We start from the raw sequence: 17,772 nt of genomic DNA, 5'->3' as shown, positions 1-17,772 counted from the left end.
GGTCGAGAGGATCGGTCAGGCCTGCGCCGGCACGCGCGCCGCGGCGCCGGAGCGGTAGAGGGTCAGGGTGGCGGCAAGGCCGCAGGCGGCGGCCAGCATGAGCCAGTATCCGGGGGCGGCCCGGTCGCCGGAGGTGCTGATCAGCCAGGTCGAGACCATCGGCGTGGCCGTGCCGAACAGAGCAGCGGCCAGGCTGAAGGCGAGGGAAAAGCTTGTCGCCCGCACATGTGCCGGAACGATCTCTGACAGGGCGGCCACCAGGGCGCCGTTGTAGGCGCCGAAGAAGAACGAGAACCACAGCTCGACGACGAGCATCTTGGCAAAGCTCGGCGACGCTGTGAGCCAGGCGAGCGCCGGGTAGGCGGTGGCGAGCGCCAGCATCGCGATCGCGATCAGGACGGGCTTACGGCCGATCCGGTCCGAGACCGCGCCGCCGATGGGCAGCCAGATGAAGTTGCTGATCGCGACGCAGACGGTGACGGCAAGGCTCTCGCCCTCGCCGAGGTGGAGCACCGCCTTGCCGAAGGTCGGAGTGTAGACGGTGATCAGATAGAAGGTCACCGTCGTCGGCACGGTGAGCAGCGTGCCGAGCAGGATGACGGGCCAGTTCGCCGCCACCGAGCGGAAGATCTCGGCAGTCGAGGGATGCGCCCGCCGGGCCAGGAATTCCGGGGTCTCCTGGAGCGAGCGCCGGATCACGAAGATCAGCGGCACGATCAGGCAGCCGATGAAGAAGGGAAGCCGCCAGCCGCCGTCCGCGATCTGCTGGCCGCTCAGGCCGGCATGCATCAGGTAGCCAATCACCGCGGCGAAGAAGATCGCCACCTGCTGGCTGGCCGACTGGAAGGCCGTGTAGAAGCCCTTGTTGCCGGGCGTCGCGATCTCGAACAGGTAGATCGAGACACCGCCGAGCTCGACGCCGGCTGAGAAGCCCTGCAGCAGACGGCCGATCAGCACGATAACGGGGGCCGCGAGGCCGATGCTCGCGTAGGTCGGGCAGATCGCGATCAGGACCGTGCCGAGCGCCATGATCGACAGGGTGACGATCAGGCCGCGGCGGCGACCAATCCGGTCGATATAGGCGCCGAGCACGATCGCGCCGACCGGGCGCATCAGGGCGCCGAGCCAGAAGGTCGTGAAAGTCAAGAGCAGCGCGGTGACTTCGTTCACCGGCGGGAAGAACGCCTGTGCAATGTGCGAGGCGTAGAACCCGAACAGGAAGAAGTCGAACATCTCCAGGAAGTTGCCGCTTGTTGCGCGCAGGATGTCCCCGAGGCGGGACGGCGGCGGATCGGCGTCGATGTGAGTCATTCTGGTCCTCCCTGATGGCCTTTTTCGCTTTGCGGCAGCCTTGCAAGGCCGGGGTGGCCTGTCCGCCGACGCATCCCCCGCTGCGGCCCGTGGCGATGGCGTGCGCTGCCTGCCGCACGCGTTCCCTAGCATTGTATACCCTTGTATGCAATTGCCCACGCCATGTCGCGCCTGGTCCTGGACTGCGCTACAGCGGGCCTCATGGTCGTTCGGGGAGAGCAGGGATGAAGGCGCGGAGATCCGACCAGCGGAACGGCTCCGCTTACGAGATGCTTCTGCGCGCCATCGAGGACGGCGAGTTGCCGCCGGGTAGCCGCTTACGCGAGGCGGAGTTGGCCGAGCGATTCTCCATCAGTCGGACGCCGGTGCGTGAAGCGCTCGGCCGGCTCGAAGCGCAGGGGCTCGTCGTGCACGAGCCGCACCGGGGCGCGAGCGTGGCCCAGCTCGACTACGCGCAGGTGACCGAGCTCTACGACCTGCGCGAGGTCCTGGAGGGCATGGCAGCCCGCCTCGCCGCGATCCATGCCAGCGACATCGAGATCGATCTCCTGGAGGAGATGGTCGTCCGCGACCGCGAGATGGCCGACACGGCGGCGGATCTCGCCCGGACGAACCGGCTGTTCCATCGCCAGATCCATGCCTGCACGCGCAACCGCTTCCTCCAGGCGATGCTGGAGAACATGCGCCTCTCGCTCGTGCTCCTGGCTGGCACCACCCTCGCCGTCCCGGGCCGCGCCGCGCAGTCCATTGAAGAGCACCAGCAGATCGTTGACCGCATCCGCGCGCACGATCGCGACGGAGCGGAGGCGGCCGCGCGCGCTCATATCCGCGCCGCGTTCAAGGCACGCATCCGCCTCTACCAGGACAACTGAGCGAGCGCCTTGCCGTCTGGATGCTGCCGGCCGAGGGCTTGATTGTGTGGACGGCTCCTGAAGATGAGAGGCGACGACCTCATCCTGGCACAGCGATGCCGTAGCATGGGCCGTCCACACCATCAGGCCCGGCAAGAGACCGTTGGCATTCGTCTCTCGCGAGAGGTCCAGACCCAAACGAGACACCCTGTGGGTTTGGGGAGCCGGTAACGATCCGTTAACTCTTCGGGTCGACGGTGCCCCCGACGAAGACCCCGCAGATCGGCGGCTGACCCCGCCGGCCGGCAGGGTCAGCGACCGGGACGCCACATCAAAGGGAAACGGGTGCGGCCGGTGACTGCCACTCCGGATCGCGCGCGGGGCGCGGGACGCTGCTGCGTCATGCCCCCTGCCCCGACAAGCTCAAAGAAGGGGCGCAGGCGGAGCCGATCCGCAACCTGGAGAACCGGAATGGATGAGAAGCCGCGCATCTCGGTCGAAGCGATCGAATTTGCCCCCATAGGGCAGGATCAGCTTTCAGCCGACATCACGGTGCAGTTCGGCGGTCCGCAGCAGGGCTTCACCATGCATGGTGTGGTGATCTCCGACTCCGGCGAGGAGAGCCTCAATCGGAAGCTGGCGGTCGCCGAGGCCAAGAGGCTTGCTCGTTTCTTTGGGACGGAGACCACGCTCACCGAGCTTGATGACGAGCGCGAGGCGCCGGAATTCGCATAACCTCGTGCGCGCCAGTGGAGTTACGGGAACGGGCAGCTTCGAGAGATAGGGTCACCGACCGCAACGCCCCCTGAGCGCATTGAGGCGAGCGCGATCGGTCTCCGGCCCTGGGCCGCATATACGCATCTCAAGCGGTCTCGGCCCTCACCCCGCAGGCTCTGGCAGCATCACGAAGCGAAAGCTCAGTCATGGTGCGTCCTGCCCCTCGGATCACCATCAGTGGCCCTTCGGGCGTGGCCCACCTGCTTTCGCCTTTGTAAGAGACACAAAGACTAATGCGAGTCATGGTTGGCAGACAGGCAGGAGAGACTTCCATGCCGTTAGACCACGCACACAGACCTCCGAGAACTCCCTATGAAGCCTTGATGCAGATGGTTATTGAGGAGGACCTGCTAGCCAACAGATTATGGCAAGATGCGGCGAGTCTCAGAAGACGTGGTCTTACTCAGAAGGCTGAAGAGCTTGAGGCAGTATCAAGATCCACTAGGGTGGTTGCAATGAAATGCAGAACCTGGGCCAGCTTGCTACTTAAGTAGTCACGTCACTGATGAGACCTCTGGTGCGGATGATTTGAGCTGGTGGCGAGTTTGCAAGGAACTAACTGCGATTGAGACGATTATCCGACGTTGCGTTTGAGAGCATCACACTGAGCCGGCCGAGCCATACCACCCTCGTGCCGGTCTCTTTTTGTCCTGAGGGTGTCCAATCGACCTTGCTCGAGTGGACCGTTCCGGCCCGGCCGAAGCGGCATGTCCGAAAAACGACGGGATACTGTCGGCGAATTCCAGCGGCTCTTCGGCTGGGCGTCTCGCGCGGCTGCGTTGCGAGTGCGAAATCCCTGAATGCGCCTGCTTCCTGGAGGCCCCAGTCGGAATTCGCCAACAGCATCCGACGGTTTTTCAGACGCTTAAACCTGTAAGGATTGCGTGTCAGGAAATCAAAGTGTTGTTAGGTCGATCGTATCCAGCCCTGGTCGGCCTCATAAGAAGCGCCGAGGATCAAAAGGGGCAAGAGGAATTTCAGGTGCAGAGCAACTAACGAGCTGAGCAACAAGGCGCCCAGTCCGGGCCGAGCCCACCAGGCTGACATGGCCATGTCCAAAGGCATAGATCACGTCGGAGGTCTTCCGCGCAGGTCCAATGCAGGGACGACCGTCCGGCATGCTCGGACGATGCCCGAGCCACACGCGCAGGCGGTCGGCCGGCACGGTCCCGGCCAGTCCCGGAAACATCGAGATCAGATGATTGCGCAGGATTTCCGCGCGTTTCCAGTTGGGCACCGCCGCTAAGCCCGCGAACTCAACCTGGCCGGCAGCGCGCAGCCCTCCGTTCATAAAATTGGCAATCATCTTGGCATCGGAGGCCATCATCGGCGTGCGTGGACCTACCTTGGCGTCAGGGATCATCACGTGGTAGCCGCGCTCGCTTTCCAGGGGGAGCGCGTCGCCGAGCGATGCGGCAAGCGTCTTCGAGCGAGCGCCCGCCGCCACAACGGCGCAGTCACAGGCAATCTCACCCTGTTCCGTCGTAACGGCAGTGAGACGGCTTCCTTCGAGACGGAAACCCGTTGCGCGGGTCGTGACGTATGTGGCACCCCGCTCGCAGGCTAGCTTGGACAGAGCGGCTATATAGTTTCCCGGATCGCGGCAATGCCCCGCCTCTTCGACCACAAGGCCAAAGGTATAGCGCGGATGCAGATTGGGCTCGCGCTGCCGTAGTTCTTCGGCTGAGAGTTCGAGCCACTCGACGCCGACCTTGCGACGGATTGCCCAGGATCGGGCATCGCCTTCGAAGGCTGTTCGATCAGGATAGACGTGCAGTACGCCGCGGCGCTCAATCAGCTGTGGCACGCCGGCCTCGGCGGCAAGGCTCGCATGGAGTTTGGGCGCGTCGACGAGCAGCGTCCTCATGGCTTGAGCCGTATGCTCAATCTGCGCGGAGGTCCTGGCCGCCAGAAGGAAGCGGATCAGCCAGGGCAGGACCTTCGGCAGATAGGCCCATCGGATCGAGAGCGGGCCAAGCGGATCGAGGAGGAAAGATGGGACCTTCTTCCACATCCCGGGCTCGGCCGGTGGGATGACGGAATGCGAGGAGAGCCAGCCGGCATTGCCGTAGCTTGAGGCTTGCTCGCCACCTGGTTGACCCGGATCGACCACCGTGACGCGGTGTCCTGCCCGCAGGCACTCGATCGCGCTTACCGTCCCGACGGCGCCGGAGCCGATGATGACGACATGGCGACCTGTTGTTGCGGGCATCCGCTGCCTTCCTCGATAGGTGCCGATCGGGCGCTGAGTGGCTCAGCCGGCCGCCTCGGAGCACTATCACAGTCAGGACCGAACGATCGCCCGTGAGCTCGGATGCTCGCGGTTCCCTGCCCGCCTGTCACGCCGGCCCATTCGCATAAGAGCGGCGTAGGGAACCAGAGCCCGGTTCTCGCTACGGATCACAATTTGGACGGAGCATCCGCGTGCGTTGCGAGCCAGAGGACATGGCGACGGCCGCTTCTGCCGTTCGCGTGCACCCGGATCTCGTCCACCTCGAAACCCGTGTTCCGCAAGCGCGCCTTGAACTTCCGGTCCGGTCCGCCCGACCACACCCCCAGGATCCCGCTCGGGCGCAGCGCGTATCGGGCACGCTTCAGGCCCCAGGCGTCGTAGAGCCGGTCGTTCTCCAGCCGCGTCAGCCCCTCGGGCCCGTTGTCGACATCGAGCAGGATCGCGTCGTAGCACGCGGGCACCTGTTGAATGACACGCTTGACGTCCTCTTCTCGCACTTCGACGCGCGGATCATCGAGGCTCCCGGCGAACAGATGAGCCAGCGGGCCGCGGGCCCAGGCCACAACGGCAGGCACCAGTTCCGCCACCACGATCCGTGCGTCCGGTCCGAGTGCATCGAGGGCGGCGCGCAGGGTAAAGCCCATGCCGAGCCCGCCGATCAGCACCTTGGCGTGCGGGCGATCCTGCAAGCGAGCGCAGGTGAGGGCAGCCAAGGCGGCCTCGGATGTGCACGCACGATTGTTCATCAGCTCGATCGTGCCGACGCAGATCGTGAACTCGCTGCCCCGCTGCAGGAGGCGCATCGGCTCGCGCTCACCGGGAATGGTGGCAGTGTCGACTTGAACCCATGGTGTCAAAGAATGGAGCCTCCAGAAGGGCACAGGGCCAGCGCACCGCTCCGCTGCGGAGCGGTGTCCAACAAAGGACCCAACCCTGCGCGACCGGTTTGTGGCGCACCCTGATCCTCCGCCCGGATCGACAACGTCATCTCCGGCCCCGTTCCCTGAGGGCGCCGGAGTTGGCCAGGACAGCCCGATCGTGCGATGCTCCCCGCAATGACCGACACCAGCCTCCATCCCTTCAGCATCGAAGTCTCACCGCTGATATCGCCTAAGGGCAAGTTTGGCTGGGCGATCCGCAAGCACGGCAAGCTCCTGGAGCGGTCGGACCGGCCGCACGAGAGTGAGGCCAAGGCGCACGCTCAGGCGCTCGCAGCGGTAGAGCGGGCGTTCCGTGCGGGCGCAGAACTGCGGCGGCGCTGATCCCGCGCGGGCAACGCCTCGGCGGCCTTCTGCGAGTTTTCGGATGCGGAGAGCAAACCGTGTCATCCCGGCCCTCGGAAAGGACGGGCAGGGCCGATGACGGACCGCTCGATCGAACCGGACGAGCGGCGCGGGATGGCCGCTCAGAAGGCAACAAACCTTTGCCGCAAGCGCGCTGAAGTCAAAGCCCAGCACGCGGCGCTGGCTGCGCGTCAGCAGGCGCTCGAGGCCAATCTGTTCGCGGCAGAGGCCGCGACCTGGCCCGAGGCGGCGGCCAACGCGCGGTAGCTGCTCGAGTGCTTCAACCTCGGGGCCGAGGTCGCTTACGGACTGGGTTCTGACGGCGCGCGATGCACGATCATCCTGCCAGTTTCGACACGGTCGGCGGGCAAGCCCGCCGGCACCTGCTGCGGCGTAGCGGACTGCTATGCTGCGGCGGAACCGAACTCTTCAAGCCTAAGCTGACGACCAAGTAAAATCATCACGCGCTCTAGGTTGCGTTGCGCTAGAGCGCGATCCAGATCACGCAGCACATGGCACTTGATGAGCGCTCTAGCGGACGGCTTCATGATACACCCTTGTGAACCAGCTTTAGTGCGGACTGGGGGTAATCCTCTGGGACTTGAGCTTCTCGGTGGACGCCACGAACAGCCTGCCACCCGACCATCTCACTTCGGCGCACTAGCGAGCTGTGGCGCATCGCTCACGACCAAGCTTGCGGGTGCAGATCAGAAGTGGTTGCCGTAGATAATCTCTGCGTGTTTGCAGCCACATGTTCGCGATAGCGGACAATGACGGCTTCGAACCCCTTGCCCACCACCAGCATGCCGGCTGCTTCAAAGGCGGCACTCACCTTCTCGCTCACCATGAGCTGAGCCTCGAGCCAGGCTTCCAAGCCGCCCCGGGCCAGCTTCATGAGCCGAAGTTCAACAACCTTCTGCGCCTCTATCAGCAGCAACGTCGCTTCAAGGCAAGACATGAGCACGGCATGTCTCAGTCAGAGCAATGTATCAGGTCAGCCGTTGGCGTTTATGCCAGCGTGATTCCATCCGCTACAATTTCACTCAGTACATTGCTGCTCGCCACAAGCGCACGGAGATACTCAGCATTGGACGCTAAAATCACATCGACCGGCGTCCGCGACTTGGATAGAACGCGACCGTAAGTAAGCTTGGCTTTAAGCTCGCTCTCAGCGTAGGAGAACCAGATCCTCTGCTGCGCACCTGCCTTCTCGAGAAGACGAGTAGCGATAGAGTACACGCTCGCCTGAGTGGCTGCAGGCTGGGGGGCGGCACTCACACCGGCAACCGCATGCTCGTTCGTGGCTGGCGCAGGAGCGGGTATTTCGCCCGAGATCTCTGGCGCGCTCACTTCGAGCGAGTGAACCGCGATCGGCTCTGGCTCCGCCGCGATGATCTCAGAAGCGCTCGCCGGCTCATCAGCCTCGGATTGCGCCGCTTCTGACATGAGAGCCTCAGGAGCCTCTTCCTGCGCGGGCAACGGCTCAGGGTCGTAGACGGGGACAGCTTCGAGCGACGTCTGCTCACCCTCGGTCGGCGGCAGAACAGCCTGCTCGTCACCAGCCTCGGTGATTTGCTCGCCAGGAGCCACTGCCTCGGTCATGGAGCTTCCCCGTTGGGCTGATGTTGAACGCCTACCGCGTCGCGCTGCCATGTCGCCGCTCTCTCACGTCAGAGGCGGGCCCGCGCCCGGGAGGCGCGGGCTCTCGCCAGTCGCACCAGGTTACGCGGCCTTGGCGACCGAATAGATTTCCTTGGCCTGAGCCTGGAACGTGTCGAACTGAGCACGGAGGTACTCCGCCTGGACCTGACCGGCCTCCTGCAGATCACGAGCGCGGATGATCTTATGGGCGACCGCGAAGGCAGCGTTGGCGTTCTGCTCGGCGAAGTCGAGGCTGCGGGCGTAAGCGACGCTAACCGGCAGCTGGGCGGTCTTGAACGAGGACTGGACGGTCTCGTTGAGCTTGCGGGTGTTCTGGAAGAAGGCCGCGACGGCCTGCTGGGCTTGCGCGAGGCTCTTGTCGGCGAAGTTGCGCAGCTCGGCGGGGACCTCGAAGGGGTTCTGGATCGTCATAGACGTTTCTCCACGGGGGTACGCACCGCCTTCTTGTGCGGCGCACCGTAGATGCTGCGACGCACAATGAGATGCAACCCAACCGTTCGGATTAGGCCAAAAGAGATAATGACCAAGGTGTCTATGCGCCCGGTGTGAAGGAACGGTGAGTCCTGACATGCTGACCGGCTGGTGCTTGAACGCCGACAACTGGGCTCAAGGTGAAGCTCCAACCAATTACGAAAACACAGCAATTTCGCCGATCGGCGCGTTCCTGCCGGGTGAATAAAAGAAGGGCCGCCCTCGCGGGCGGCCCGGAGTCTAGGGAGGAAACGCCCATGGAGGGCAAGCACCGCTGCGACGCCATCGCGGCGGTGCATCTGCTTTGTGCCATGCTGCATCGCAGCATGCTATCTTCGGAAGCGCAACCCAGCCACGCCCAAAACGCTTGTACACAACTGTTTAGCGGGAGAAATATCTTTTAAACGCAGCTCACTCCGGCGGCTGATGGGGATGCGGAGCAGAGGAAACGGTGGGCCAGCGGCGGCATCATCGCCCACGCCGCTCGCCCGGCATCGCGCTCCTGGCCAAGGCCGTATAACTTGCCGGATGAACCACTTAGCCCCAGGCTGTCAGGCCGATTGCCAGCGCCGCACGCGGCCGATCACGTTCTCTTGGCCGTGGTAGACTTGCTTCACGTGGGTGTGGCCATCAACGGTGGGGAGCCACGCGTCGTCGAGATAGATCGGCATCGGCACACCTCACGGTCGCATCGACGAAGCATACCTCATGCCGGCCTCGCCAGCAGGATCGCGGTCCTCACCACTATGCGCCGCTGCGCCTCGGTCGCGTTCTCCCAGGCGAGCACCGCGCGGGCGTAGGGGTGGGCCAGTACGACCGCGGCAAGATCAAGAGCGACTCCTTCCGCGATCAGCCGCATGCCGGACGTGGGGTCGTTCAGGTAGTCAGCGACGGCCGCATCAATCTGCTCGTCCGTGACGTGCTTGAGCTTGTAGAGCTCGCCGATCATCGGGGTGTCAGCCACGCCCGAACTCCCACACCGGGATCCCCCGATACCGCCCCGGCTTGTGCCGCGGAATCGTCCAGGGATACTTCGTCAGGTAGTCGGCCTCCACTTCCAGGACCGGGTAGAGGCTGGTCAGCAGGACGCCCGTCCAGTCGCTGCGGATCACGCCGTGCTGTGGGTGGTAGCCAAACAGCGTCAGAGTGTCCCAGCCGAGCCGGTCGGCCTCAGGCCCGAAATCGTCCACGAAGCGCCGGGCGTTGCTCAGGATCTCGACCCACTGGTCGGGTCGGAAGCCTGGGCACGGCGGCTGGCCGGGCGAGAGGCTGGCGAGCCGGCGGCTCCATTCGAGGGCAGCGGTCACTCGGCGGCTCTGGCCTCCTCGCCAGGATCGGCCGGTTCAGTGCCACCATCCTCCTCCGCAGAGCGGGCATCCGTGTTCTGCCCAGACCGCTCCTGCTGGTCCGACCGGCCGCCCCTATAGACGTCGCCGTTGCGGATCGCCTCGCCGCTCGCGACCATCGTGCTGAGGTACGCGTTCAGCGTTGCCGGCGCCACGTCTGGCAAGCGCTGCACGATCTGAGCATGCGAGAGTCCCAGCGGACCCGCGCCTTCCAGGAGTGCTCTCAGGCGGCCCTTGGCCGAGTTCGCCCGAGGCCCGCGGCTGCCACGGCCGGAGGCGCGCGGCGCCTCCATACGCGATGCCCGCCCGACAGCAGGGCTCGCATCGAGAGCCGGATCTGGAAGCGGAGCATTTTCGACGATCGCCCGCAGGGCATTCTCGGCCTGGCGGACCTTCGCCAACTCTGCCCCGATGCGCTCGTACTCGGCCTGAAGCGCGGCTCGCCGTTCGCTCACGTCGGTCAAGGCCCGCGCGAGAGTATCATCCTCGGACACAGCACCCTCTCCGCTCTGACGTACGCGCCCGTACCATAGCGCGTCGGACCGTCAATTCGGACGTCCGCGGCTCCCTTCGAGGACGGTGGGAGGAAGATCGGTAGCCGGGGCGTCGTGCATGCACGGAACTTAACTTAGGACACGTGGCGATGGGCCGGACACCGTTGCGGGGCTGACGGGAATGCGAGCGAGGGCCGGCGATGAGGCTGAAGCTCAAACACCTCGACACCTTCGTGGATCGGCACGGCCACCCTCGCTTCTACGTGAAGCTGAACAAGGTGCGCTACCCCCTTCCCGATCCAGGCGACCGCCCTGAGCCGAATCACACCTTCTGGGACGATACAGGGCGATCTCACGGATCCTCCGCCCCGCGTCCGGAAGCGCGCCCTAGCTCCCGTTGGGGCTGATCTATGCCGCTGGCTATGACCGCTTCGTCAAGATCGGCTTCACGGCTCAATCGGTCGAGGAGCGCATCAGGACGCTGAGCACCGGCTGTCCCATGCCAATCGAGGTCATTTCGACGCTGCCCGGCCGGCAGGCTGACGAGATCCGCTGCACCGCCGAGTCACGGAATACCGGCTACGAGGAGAGTGGTTCGACCGGCGCGGCATGCTTCAGGTGTGGATTGAGGAGCAGCAACAGGGCGCCGTCTCGGTTCCAACCCGGTCCGGAAAGTTTGGAAGTCTGACGCGTTAATCTGTATAAGTTCAGATGCTTAGGAGAAAGGGTGGAGGCCTCGCCCGGAATCGAACCGGGGTGCAAGGATTTGCAGTCCTCTGCGTAACCACTCCGCCACGAGGCCGTCCGGGCGGCAGGCCCTTGAAGGCGCGCCGTCCTCCCGGGACGGGCGGCCGGCCCGGGAACGAGGGCTCTTTAACAGAGCCCGGCCCGGCTCGGCAACCGGGATAAAGCCGGCGAATTTTCGCAGCCCCGGCAGAATCGCGCTTGCGCCCGCTGGGGAGCATGCGCTAAGCGGTCCGCGTCGTTCCCCGATAGCTCAGTTGGTAGAGCAGGCGACTGTTAATCGCCTTGTCGCAGGTTCGAGTCCTGCTCGGGGAGCCATCCGCTCACCTCCGGCCCCTGCGGATCCACCAGTCGAGACCGGGCGGGTTCCCCGGACGGACCGCGAAAAATTGCCGGAACTCCTCCCGCCGCACGAGGTTCTCCCTGCAACTTGCTGCGACGCTTTGGACTGATCGGTCCGGGTCGGCAGCGTCATGACAGACAGGAGACCTCCATGATCGGATGGGCCATTACGTTCCTGGTCGTCGCGCTCGTCGCGGCGCTGCTCGGCTTCGGCGGCATCGCCGGCACCGCGATGGAAGCCGCCAAGATCGTGTTCTTCGTCGCTATCGTGCTGTTCGCCGTCTCCGCCATCTTCGGCCTGATGCGCGGGCGCTCGCCGCGGGTATGACGGCGTGAAGCGGATCGGCATGTGACAGGACGGGGCGGCTTCGGCCGCCCTTTCTCGTGAGGGGCGCCCGGCCCACGGCCTCCGCTCCGCCTTGCCGGCCCAAGCCGCGCTCCCCATATCCCGGGCAGGCGTTCCGGCGAGACCCCGATGGCCGCCTTCTTCCTCTACTTCACCGCATGTCTCGCGGGCGCGCCTGAGAGCTGCGAGATGCGGCGCCTGCCCCTCGACGTCGACGAGGCACGGATCTGCCTGCGGCTTGCGCAGCCGCAGCTCGCGCGCTGGATCGGCAGCCACCCGGAATACCGGATCACCGAATGGCGCTGCGGCGCTCCGCCCCGCGACCGCGGCCGCCGCGTCTGAGCGCGACGGCTTTAGCGTGCGGCGACCCGTGCGAAGGGCAGGATCGCGGCCGGGCGGGTGACGGGAGCGCGTGCCTGCGCCTTCGGCACCAGGCGGTGCACCGTGGCGCTGCGCGGACGCGGCGGCGCGGCGGCGGCCGCCAGGTCGGCGCACCAGATCGCCGCGGCCAGATAGCCGCTGGACATCACCCGAACCGAATCCGGGCGGAGCGGGTACACGAATCGTGCCATGGCGTTCATCGCGACCTCGCAGGAACCGAGGCGGACCGACCCGATCTGCAACGCGGGCCGGGCGGGCCAGGCAGCCCTCGGAGTCTTACTGCCTGGCCCGTCGGCCGCGTCCGGCCGTGCAAGGGAGAGTGGACACGGCGGTTGCAGCGATCGAAGCGAAGCACGAGTCGTGCCATGCGGCGCCGTCCGGCCGGATCCGGCGTGGCTCGTCCGATCATGACCCCCCCTCGCAGCGCCGGTCGTCTCACGGCGCCGCACGCCCTGGTTTAGCGGGGATCGCTCCGCCGCGCCACTTGCGTCGCCGGTCGACCCGCCTGCCGATGCGCCTTACAAGATCACCGCGACAGGGCTGCGATGGTGCGCTCGCGAAGGGGGTGAACAGCATGGCGACAGGACCTTTCGTCTCGACCGATTGGCTGGCCGAGCGGCTCGACGCTCCCGACATCGTGGTCGTCGACGGCTCGTGGTATCTGCCGGCAATGAACCGCGACGCGGAGGCCGAGTATCGCGCGGGCCATATCCCCGGGGCCATCCGTCTCGACATCGATGCGCTGAGCGACGAGACGAACCCCCTGCCCCACATGCTGCCGCGGCCGGAGGTTTTCGCGTCCCGGATGCGCATCATGGGCATCGGCGACGGCATGACCATCGTGGTCTATGACGGGATGGGCCTGTTCTCGGCGCCGCGGGTGCGCTGGATGTTCAAGGTCTTCGGCGCCCGCGACGTGGCCGTCCTGGCGGGCGGCTTCCCGGCCTGGGTGGCGGGCGGCCACCCGGTCGAGGAGGGCGAGCCGCGGTCCCGCGACCGGCGCCACTTCACGGTGCGGCTCGATCACTCGGCGGTGGCGGATGTGGCCGACGTGCAGCGGGCGCTGGCGGGGGCGGCGCAGGTGGTGGATGCGCGCTCCGCATCCCGCTTCGCGGGCGAGGAGCCCGAGCCCCGCCCCGGCGTGCGGCCGGGCCACATCCCGGGCGCCCTCAACGTCCACTACGCCGCCCTGCAGGAGGGCGGCCGGTTCAAGGACGAGGGTGCGCTGAGGCAGATCTTCCGGGAGGCGGGCGTCGATCTCGACCGGCCGGTGGTCACGACCTGCGGCTCGGGCGTTACTGCGGCGATCATCTCCCTCGCCCTCGAAACCCTGGGCCGCCCCCCGCGCGCCCTCTACGACGGCTCCTGGGCGGAATGGGGCTCGCGCCAGGACCTGCCGGTGGCGACGGGGCGATAGAATCTGTCGGAGACAGGGACGGCTTTTCTCCATTCCGGACATCCGACCCGTCGAAGACTGAGAATCCGTCGGGCGCTTCCCGAAGAGCCGGACGGATTCTCGGCGGCCCGCTCCGGCGGCGCTCACGAGCCCGTGAGTTCACGCGCGAAGTGCCGTGGGCGGCGGGCTCGGCGTGGCGATCATCGCCGCGACGCCGGTCGGGCGGATCATCCTGGCCGCCGCGTCGCCCGATCAGCGCCACGCCGAGCCAGTTCCAGGCGGAGAGGCGTTCCCCAGGAAGGCGGCCCCGCAGAGCGCCACCATCACGACGCTAGAGCATTTTCCGACGAAGTGGATCCCGGTTCGTCGCAGACAATGCGGCACAATCAAAAACCTGGAGCAGGATCCGGTCCACCGTGAACGGATCCTGCTCTAAGCTTGTCGAGCGGCGCCACCCGCGCCGCGTCGCCGAGCTTGAGGGCGCGGAAATAGCAGAGCCAGGAGGCCCCGGTCGCGAGCCCCGACAGGACGAGGAACAGCCAGGCGCGGGCCGGCACCGTGCCGGGCGCCTGCCACTGGCCGGTGCCGGCGAGGATCGCCCCGAGGACGCAGACGATCACCAGCGTACGCAACGAAGGTGGCAAAGTCGGAGTTGAGGCTCCCGACCCCGACCTTCGCGAAGATCGCCGTCAGCGCGGCGAAGAGGGCCGAGAGCAGGGCCCAGACCTGCCAGCTTGCCAGGGTGGAGCGCATCTTCAGTGCAGGATCTGGCTCAGGAACAGCTTCGTGCGCTCGTGCTGGGGCGAACGGAAGAAGGCGTCGGGCGTGTTCACCTCCACGATCCGGCCCTCGTCCATGAAGATCACCCGGTCGGCGACCTGCCGGGCGAAGCCCATCTCGTGGGTGACCACCAGCATGGTCATGCCCTCGTCGGCGAGGCCCACCATGGTGTCGAGCACCTCCTTCACCATCTCGGGATCGAGGGCGGAGGTGGGCTCGTCGAACAGCATGATCTTCGGGCTCATGCACAGCGAGCGGGCGATCGCCACGCGCTGCTGCTGCCCGCCCGAGAGCTGGCCCGGATATTTGTGCGCCTGGTCTGGGATCTTCACCCGGGTGAGATAGCGCATCGCGATCGCCTCGGCCTCGGCCTTCGGCATCTTCTTCACCCAGATCGGGGCGAGCGTGCAGTTCTCCAGCACGGTCAGGTGCGGGAAGAGGTTGAAGTGCTGGAACACCATGCCGACCTCGCGGCGGATCTCGTCGATCCGCTTGAGGTCGTTGGTGAGCTCCACCCCGTCGACCACGATGCGGCCGGCCTGATGCTCCTCCAGGCGGTTGATGCAGCGGATCATCGTCGACTTGCCCGAGCCCGAGGGGCCGCAGATGACGATGCGCTCGCCGCGCCGCACGGTGAGGTCGATGTCGCGCAGGACGTGGAACACCCCGTACCACTTGTTCACGCGTTCGAGCGTCACCGCCACGGGCGCGGAATCGAGGCGCGTCGCCGAAGTGTTGGCGGGCGCGAGGTCCGGATCGATCTCCGGGAGGGAGGGGGCGGAGGGCGCAGCAATCATCGGGATCACCGTTTTGGATGCGGGGGCGCCCGGCGGCCTTCCGCCGGGCGGCTCCGTCAGCGGATCGGCGGGCCGTATTGCAGGCCGCCCTTCGACCACAGGGCGTTCACGCCACGCTGGATCTTGAGCTGCGAGCCCTGGCCGACATTGCGCTCGAACACCTCGCCGTAATTGCCGACGAGCTTGATGATCCGGTAGGCCCAATCGTTGGTGAGCCCGATCCCCTCGCCGAACTTGCCCTCGGTGCCGAGGATGCGCTTGACGTCGGGATTGTCCGTCGACTTGAGCATCTGGTCGACATTGGCCTGCGTGATGCCGGCCTCTTCGGCGTTCAGCATCGCGAAATGGGTCCAGCGGACGATGTCGGCCCATTGCGAATCGCCGTGGCGCACCGCCGGCCCGAGCGGCTCCTTCGAGATCACCTCGGGCAGCACGACGTTGTCGTCCGGGTTCGAGGCCCGCAGCCGCTCGGCGTAGAGGCCCGACGCGTCGGTGGTGAAGGCGTCGCAGCGGCCGGAATCGTAGGCCTTGAAGGTCTCGTCCGCGGTGGCGAAGGCCACGGCCTCGTATTTCAGCTTGTTGGCGCGGAAATAGTCGGCGAGGTTGAGCTCGGTGGTGGTGCCCTGCTGGGTGCAGATCGAGGCGCCGTCGAGCTGCTTGGCCGAGGTCACGCCGAGCTTCTTCTTCACCATGAAGCCCTGGCCGTCGTAGAAGTTGACCGACGGGAAATCGAGGCCGAGCGAGGTGTCGCGGGACATCGTCCAGGTGGTGTTGCGCGACAGCACGTCCACCTCGCCCGACTGGAGCGCGGTGAAGCGGTCCTTGGCCGAGAGCGGGATGAAGCGGACCCTGGTGGTGTCGTTGAAGATCGCCGCGGCGAGGGCCCGGCAGAAATCGACGTCGAGGCCGGTCCAGCGCCCCTGCGCGTCCGGCACCCCGAAGCCCGCGAGGCCCGGATTCGAGCCGCAGGCGATGAACCCCTTCTGCTTGATGCTGGCCAGCGTCGCCTGAGCCTGCGCGGCTCCCGACAGCAGGCAGACGCTCAGACTGAGGCCGAGTGCCGCGATCATCGTCCTCATCCGATCCCCGTGTCTTCTCTCGGCCGCGGCCGGTTGCACTGTCGGGGTGGCCGGCCTGCGTCCTCACTCCGCCCCAAGCAAGGATTCTGCCTAAGCGAGTGGCATTCGAGGCGAAGCCCGGTGCCCGGTCAAGGGGTTGCGCCATCCGCCGCGGGGCGCCCGCGGCTTGACGCGGGAAGGCCGGCCGGGCTGTGGTCGCGCCCTCCTCCCGCCCCCGCATCCCGAGGTCCGATGAGCACCACGCCCCCCCGCGATCCGAGCCGTCTCGGCGAACGCACCCGCCTCGTCCATGCCGGCCGCGACCCCTCGCGCCAGCACGGCTTCGTGAACACGCCGATCTATCGCGGCTCGACCGTGCTCTACGAGAGCTACGACGCCCTGCAGCACCGGCGGGCGGAATACACCTACGGGACGGCCGGCACGCCGACGACGCGGGCGCTGGAGCAGGCCTGGACGCAGCTCGCGGGCGCCGCCGGCACCGTGCTGACACCCTCCGGGCTCGCGGCGGTCACGGTCGGGCTCCTCGCCTGCCTCAAGGCGGGCGACCACCTGCTGGTGACGGATTCCGCCTACCGGCCGACCCGCGCCTTCTGCGACGGGTTCCTGGCCCGGTTCGGGGTCGAGACCACCTATTACGATCCGACGATCGGGGCGGGCATCGCCGAGCTGATGCGCGGCAACACCGCGGCGGTGCTCACCGAGGCGCCGGGCTCGCAGAGCCTCGAGATGCAGGACATCCCGGCCATCGCCGCCGTGGCCCATGCCCGGGGCGCCTGCGTGCTCATGGACAATACCTGGGCGACGCCCCTGCTCTTCCCGCCGCACGAGCGCGGCGTCGACATCGCCATCGAGGCCGGCACCAAGTACCTGTCGGGCGGCTCGGACCTGCTCCTCGGCCTCACCTCCGCCAATGCGCAATATTGGCCGGCCCTCCAGCGCACCTTCGCGCTCTTCGCCATGTGCGCGGGGCCGGAGGACGTCTTCCTCGCCCTGCGGGGCCTGCGCACCCTGCCGCTGCGTCTCGCCGAGCACGGGCGGCAGGCGCTTGCCATGGCGGAGTGGCTGAAGGCCCGGCCCGAGGTGGCGCGCGTGCTCCACCCGGCCCTGCCGGAGGATCCCGGCCACGCCATCTGGACCCGCGACTTCAAGGGCGCCTCGGGCCTGTTCTCGGTGATCCTGAAGCCCTGCTCGGAGGCGGCGGTCGCCGCGATGCTGGACGGGCTCGAACTCTTCGGGATGGGCTTCTCCTGGGGCGGCTTCGAGAGCCTCGTCATCCCGTTCGACTGCCGGACCTACCGCACCGCCACCGCCTGGGCCCCGGGCGGGCCGGCCCTGCGCTTCCACATCGGGCTGGAGGATCTGGAGGACCTGAAGCGGGACCTCGATGCGGGCTTCGCCCGGCTGCGGGCGGCCGGGTGAGGCTGTCCCGGCAGGGTCCGGCGGGCGCTCATGGAGGCGCCCGACGGACCGTCACTCTCT

General features: G+C 66.7%; 20 protein-coding genes, 2 tRNA genes and 2 pseudogenes. 10 read left to right on the top strand and 14 right to left on the bottom strand.

Features of this window, described 5'->3' with window-relative positions; genetic code table 11:
• Positions 1 to 15 precede the first annotated feature (15 nt).
• Positions 16 to 1,311: an MFS transporter gene (gene tcuC, locus MNOD_RS30230; RefSeq protein WP_015932763.1), complete on the bottom strand. Its 1,296-nt coding sequence runs from the start codon at positions 1,309 to 1,311 to the stop codon at positions 16 to 18.
• Between the two features lie 224 nt (positions 1,312 to 1,535).
• Between tcuC and MNOD_RS30225 the strand changes: the two genes are divergently transcribed.
• Both MNOD_RS30225 and MNOD_RS30220 read left to right on the top strand, forming a co-directional pair.
• The gene (locus tag MNOD_RS30225; protein WP_015932762.1) at positions 1,536 to 2,183 is read left to right on the top strand and encodes a GntR family transcriptional regulator; all 648 of its coding nucleotides are present in this window, start codon (positions 1,536 to 1,538) and stop codon (positions 2,181 to 2,183) included.
• A gap of 450 nt (positions 2,184 to 2,633) precedes the next feature.
• On the top strand, positions 2,634 to 2,897 hold the full coding sequence (locus MNOD_RS30220; protein WP_015932761.1) for a hypothetical protein: 264 nt from the start codon (positions 2,634 to 2,636) through the stop codon (positions 2,895 to 2,897).
• A gap of 979 nt (positions 2,898 to 3,876) precedes the next feature.
• Here the strand turns inward: MNOD_RS30220 and MNOD_RS30215 are convergent.
• On the bottom strand, positions 3,877 to 5,151 hold the full coding sequence (locus MNOD_RS30215; protein ID WP_015932760.1) for an NAD(P)/FAD-dependent oxidoreductase: 1,275 nt from the start codon (positions 5,149 to 5,151) through the stop codon (positions 3,877 to 3,879).
• Positions 5,152 to 5,339: 188 nt separating this feature from the next.
• The gene (locus MNOD_RS30210) at positions 5,340 to 6,029 is read right to left on the bottom strand and encodes a spermidine synthase (protein ID WP_015932759.1); all 690 of its coding nucleotides are present in this window, start codon (positions 6,027 to 6,029) and stop codon (positions 5,340 to 5,342) included.
• A gap of 198 nt (positions 6,030 to 6,227) precedes the next feature.
• On the opposite strand from MNOD_RS30210, the gene MNOD_RS30205 reads away from it, so the two are divergent.
• Together MNOD_RS30205 and MNOD_RS30200 are read left to right on the top strand one after the other, a co-directional pair.
• The gene (locus MNOD_RS30205; RefSeq protein ID WP_043752498.1) at positions 6,228 to 6,434 is read left to right on the top strand and encodes a hypothetical protein; all 207 of its coding nucleotides are present in this window, start codon (positions 6,228 to 6,230) and stop codon (positions 6,432 to 6,434) included.
• A 96-nt stretch (positions 6,435 to 6,530) separates the two neighbouring features.
• Positions 6,531 to 6,722 (top strand): hypothetical protein, encoded by a 192-nt coding sequence (locus tag MNOD_RS30200; protein ID WP_015932757.1) that lies wholly within the window; start codon positions 6,531 to 6,533, stop codon positions 6,720 to 6,722.
• Positions 6,723 to 7,137: 415 nt separating this feature from the next.
• Here the strand turns inward: MNOD_RS30200 and MNOD_RS30195 are convergent, their stop codons facing one another.
• The 6 genes from MNOD_RS30195 to MNOD_RS30170 form a co-directional block, all read right to left on the bottom strand.
• Positions 7,138 to 7,413: a hypothetical protein gene (locus MNOD_RS30195; RefSeq protein WP_015932756.1), complete on the bottom strand. Its 276-nt coding sequence runs from the start codon at positions 7,411 to 7,413 to the stop codon at positions 7,138 to 7,140.
• A gap of 50 nt (positions 7,414 to 7,463) precedes the next feature.
• Positions 7,464 to 8,057, bottom strand: a complete 594-nt coding sequence (locus MNOD_RS30190) for a hypothetical protein (RefSeq protein WP_015932755.1) — start codon at positions 8,055 to 8,057, stop codon at positions 7,464 to 7,466.
• Between the two features lie 120 nt (positions 8,058 to 8,177).
• Positions 8,178 to 8,528: a phasin family protein gene (locus MNOD_RS30185; protein ID WP_015932754.1), complete on the bottom strand. Its 351-nt coding sequence runs from the start codon at positions 8,526 to 8,528 to the stop codon at positions 8,178 to 8,180.
• 766 nt (positions 8,529 to 9,294) lie between these two features.
• Positions 9,295 to 9,552 carry a hypothetical protein gene (locus tag MNOD_RS30180; protein ID WP_015932751.1) on the bottom strand — a complete coding sequence of 86 codons (258 nt, stop codon included), beginning with the start codon at positions 9,550 to 9,552 and terminating at the stop codon, positions 9,295 to 9,297.
• Positions 9,545 to 9,895, bottom strand: coding sequence for a hypothetical protein (locus MNOD_RS30175; protein WP_015932750.1), 351 nt, complete (start codon positions 9,893 to 9,895; stop codon positions 9,545 to 9,547). The genes MNOD_RS30180 and MNOD_RS30175 overlap by 8 nt, the downstream gene beginning before the upstream one ends.
• Positions 9,892 to 10,428: a hypothetical protein gene (locus tag MNOD_RS30170; RefSeq protein WP_015932749.1), complete on the bottom strand. Its 537-nt coding sequence runs from the start codon at positions 10,426 to 10,428 to the stop codon at positions 9,892 to 9,894. Before MNOD_RS30170 ends, MNOD_RS30175 begins: the two co-directional genes overlap by 4 nt.
• Before the next feature lie 397 nt (positions 10,429 to 10,825).
• Between MNOD_RS30170 and MNOD_RS30165 the strand changes: the two genes are divergently transcribed.
• Complete coding sequence (locus tag MNOD_RS30165; RefSeq protein WP_043749694.1) at positions 10,826 to 11,116, top strand: GIY-YIG nuclease family protein; 291 nt, start codon at positions 10,826 to 10,828, stop codon at positions 11,114 to 11,116.
• 40 nt (positions 11,117 to 11,156) lie between these two features.
• Here MNOD_RS30165 and MNOD_RS30160 read toward each other — a convergent pair.
• Positions 11,157 to 11,230, bottom strand: a tRNA-Cys gene (locus MNOD_RS30160).
• Between the two features lie 184 nt (positions 11,231 to 11,414).
• On the opposite strand from MNOD_RS30160, the gene MNOD_RS30155 reads away from it, so the two are divergent.
• The 3 genes from MNOD_RS30155 (at position 11,415) to MNOD_RS30145 (ending at position 12,202) form a co-directional block, all read left to right on the top strand.
• Positions 11,415 to 11,490 (top strand) — tRNA-Asn (locus MNOD_RS30155).
• Positions 11,491 to 11,665: 175 nt separating this feature from the next.
• Positions 11,666 to 11,842: a DUF1328 domain-containing protein gene (locus MNOD_RS44330; RefSeq protein ID WP_015932747.1), complete on the top strand. Its 177-nt coding sequence runs from the start codon at positions 11,666 to 11,668 to the stop codon at positions 11,840 to 11,842.
• 147 nt (positions 11,843 to 11,989) lie between these two features.
• Positions 11,990 to 12,202, top strand: coding sequence for a hypothetical protein (locus MNOD_RS30145; protein WP_015932746.1), 213 nt, complete (start codon positions 11,990 to 11,992; stop codon positions 12,200 to 12,202).
• A gap of 11 nt (positions 12,203 to 12,213) precedes the next feature.
• Here MNOD_RS30145 and MNOD_RS30140 read toward each other — a convergent pair whose 3' ends face one another.
• Positions 12,214 to 12,432 (bottom strand): hypothetical protein, encoded by a 219-nt coding sequence (locus tag MNOD_RS30140; protein WP_244424589.1) that lies wholly within the window; start codon positions 12,430 to 12,432, stop codon positions 12,214 to 12,216.
• A gap of 383 nt (positions 12,433 to 12,815) precedes the next feature.
• On the opposite strand from MNOD_RS30140, the gene sseA reads away from it, so the two are divergent.
• The gene (gene sseA / locus MNOD_RS30135; RefSeq protein ID WP_015932744.1) at positions 12,816 to 13,658 is read left to right on the top strand and encodes a 3-mercaptopyruvate sulfurtransferase; all 843 of its coding nucleotides are present in this window, start codon (positions 12,816 to 12,818) and stop codon (positions 13,656 to 13,658) included.
• Positions 13,659 to 14,071: 413 nt separating this feature from the next.
• Here the strand turns inward: sseA and MNOD_RS30130 are convergent.
• The 3 genes and pseudogenes from MNOD_RS30130 to MNOD_RS30120 form a co-directional block, all read right to left on the bottom strand.
• A pseudogene (locus MNOD_RS30130) lies at positions 14,072 to 14,390 on the bottom strand (EamA family transporter); the annotation flags it as partial.
• Positions 14,391 to 14,392: 2 nt separating this feature from the next.
• Positions 14,393 to 15,097, bottom strand: a pseudogene (locus tag MNOD_RS30125) (amino acid ABC transporter ATP-binding protein); the annotation flags it as partial.
• A gap of 173 nt (positions 15,098 to 15,270) precedes the next feature.
• Entirely contained in the window at positions 15,271 to 16,293 is a 1,023-nt protein-coding gene (locus tag MNOD_RS30120; protein ID WP_043749692.1) for an amino acid ABC transporter substrate-binding protein, read from the bottom strand.
• A gap of 231 nt (positions 16,294 to 16,524) precedes the next feature.
• Here MNOD_RS30120 and metC point away from each other — a divergent pair, with 231 nt between their 5' ends.
• Positions 16,525 to 17,712 (top strand): cystathionine beta-lyase, encoded by a 1,188-nt coding sequence (metC, locus tag MNOD_RS30115; protein ID WP_015932741.1) that lies wholly within the window; start codon positions 16,525 to 16,527, stop codon positions 17,710 to 17,712.
• Positions 17,713 to 17,772: the final 60 nt, after the last annotated feature.

It is taken from the genome of Methylobacterium nodulans ORS 2060 (assembly GCF_000022085.1).
GTDB classification, from domain to species: domain Bacteria; phylum Pseudomonadota; class Alphaproteobacteria; order Rhizobiales; family Beijerinckiaceae; genus Methylobacterium; species Methylobacterium nodulans.
This window is presented reverse-complemented; position numbering and strand designations above follow the sequence as displayed.